The following is a 1875-nucleotide window of genomic DNA, read 5'->3' on the forward strand; positions in this document are numbered from 1 at the left end:
AGTATAGCCACACCAGTAGCTACCGTTATGTGCTAGTGTAATTAGATGGGATAATTAAGATCCACGTAATTTACTGTGTGTGAGCACATCATATCCACCATATAGCATGAGCTTCATTTCACTGCGGCCGTGTTCATCACCCATGTAAAAAGATCAGGATCATCACAGGTTAATAGATTAATAAAGTCTTGCTGCTGTTGCTCTGATAGTTCATCAAAACGCTCTTCAAAAAACGGCATAATAATCACATCTAACTCTAGCATTCCACGTCGGCATGCCCATTTAACTCGTGCTTTATCTTCCGCGCTTAACATATTTAACCTCGATAACTAGAACTAAAAACCTATTTAATGCTGTAGATTTAAAACAAAGAGAAACAGCTATTTATAGTAGCAGTGACATCACTTCCCGACCATGCGCTTAAACAAGCAATCATTAAAGATGAGACATTAAAACGATAAATCCCCTTTCAATGACTCTTGCTTGATTCCCACAGCGAGACGATGGTTAATTATTTTATTTACTTGGTATACCATGTCGTAATAATGACAACATTCTGTGGACAGAGATATGAGTACTTGGTCAACAAATCTAACGTTTTCCCCCCTTGCTTTATCATCGCAAGATCCTCTTCCAGCTTTAGCATTAAGTAAGCTTGATGACTGGGGAATGGTCACGTTAATTGGTGCCGACAGTAAAGCCTATTTACAAGGTCAGTTAACGTGTGATCTTGTATCACTAGAAGCGAGTAAATCAACATTAGCAGCACATTGTGATGCAAAAGGTAAAATGCGTACTGTAATCCGTATTTTCCATATCGACAATGGCTATGGTTATCTTCAACGCCAAACTGTCATGGCAACCCAGATCCCTGAGCTAAAAAAATACGCTGTTTTCTCTAAAACCGACATCAATCAATCAACTGACGTAATCTTTGGTCTTAGTGGTGAACAAGCTCAAAGCGCGATTGATAACTACTTTACAGGTAGTGATGATGTCCGTCATAACGACACAGCAACCGCTGTAAAAGTAGATAACTTACGTTGGTTTATTATCACGCCAATGGAGCATGCTGAAGCTGTCGCTCAACACTTTGCTGCTAACGCGACCCTAACCGACACTGCGTTGTGGAACTTATACGATATTAAAGCTGTACTCCCCCGTGTTGAAGCAGCAACTGAACTTGAGTTTATTCCACAAGCGATGAACCTTCAGGCCGTTAACGGGATTAGCTTTAAGAAAGGGTGTTATACCGGTCAAGAAACGGTTGCCCGTGCAAAATACCGTGGTATCAACAAACGCGCGATGTACATCGTGAGCGGTGAATCCACACAATGCCCACAGGCAGGTGATGCACTTGAACGTAGCGTCGGTGAAAACTGGCGTAAAGGTGGTACGGTTATCACTGGCTACCAATTTAATGATCAACAAGCGTTAGCCTTAGTAGTATTACCAAACGATCTCGATGACGATGCACAATTTCGATTTGCATCACAACCAGATGCTATCTGGGAAAAAAATCCATTACCTTACGCTTTAGACGATGACGCATAATTCTATCGATACTGCTGTTACCCGTTTTCTTGAAGAAGAAGGGGTTGATTTTCGCCTTCTTCACCATAGCAAACCAGCGAAAACCATTGAAGAAGCGGCTCAAGAACGCGGTGTTGACCCAAAGCAACTGGTCAAATCCATTTTGCTCAAAGATATGGCAGGGTTTCATATTTTAGCTTGTGTACCAGGCCCGAATGCTGTTGATCCTAAGAAAGTCCGTGAGCTATTTGGTTGTCGTCGTATGACCTGTGCTGATGCTTCTGATGTTGAAAAAATCACAGGTTTGGTCATTGGTACTGTTGCGCCATTAGGCTGAAACGC

At 41.9% G+C, this 1875-nt stretch carries 3 protein-coding genes; 2 read left to right on the forward strand and 1 reads right to left on the reverse strand.

Translation table 11 applies throughout. The annotated features are described in order from the left end of the window. Nucleotides 1-113: 113 nt before the first annotated feature. Entirely contained in the window at nucleotides 114-314 is a 201-nt protein-coding gene (locus MED297_RS00205; RefSeq protein WP_050762834.1) for an FAD assembly factor SdhE, read from the reverse strand. A gap of 256 nt (nucleotides 315-570) precedes the next feature. Here MED297_RS00205 and ygfZ point away from each other — a divergent pair, with 256 nt between their 5' ends. Together ygfZ and MED297_RS00215 are read left to right on the forward strand one after the other, a co-directional pair. Then, a complete protein-coding gene (gene ygfZ / locus MED297_RS00210; protein WP_006647190.1) occupies nucleotides 571-1554 on the forward strand; it encodes a tRNA-modifying protein YgfZ in 984 nt (327 codons plus the stop codon). Continuing rightward, the gene (locus MED297_RS00215) at nucleotides 1544-1870 is read left to right on the forward strand and encodes an aminoacyl-tRNA deacylase (RefSeq protein WP_008041251.1); all 327 of its coding nucleotides are present in this window, start codon (nucleotides 1544-1546) and stop codon (nucleotides 1868-1870) included. The genes ygfZ and MED297_RS00215 overlap by 11 nt, the downstream gene beginning before the upstream one ends. Nucleotides 1871-1875 lie beyond the last annotated feature (5 nt).

Origin of the sequence: Reinekea blandensis MED297 (genome assembly GCF_000153185.1) — a bacterium.
Taxonomy (GTDB): Bacteria; Pseudomonadota; Gammaproteobacteria; order Pseudomonadales; family Natronospirillaceae; genus Reinekea; species Reinekea blandensis.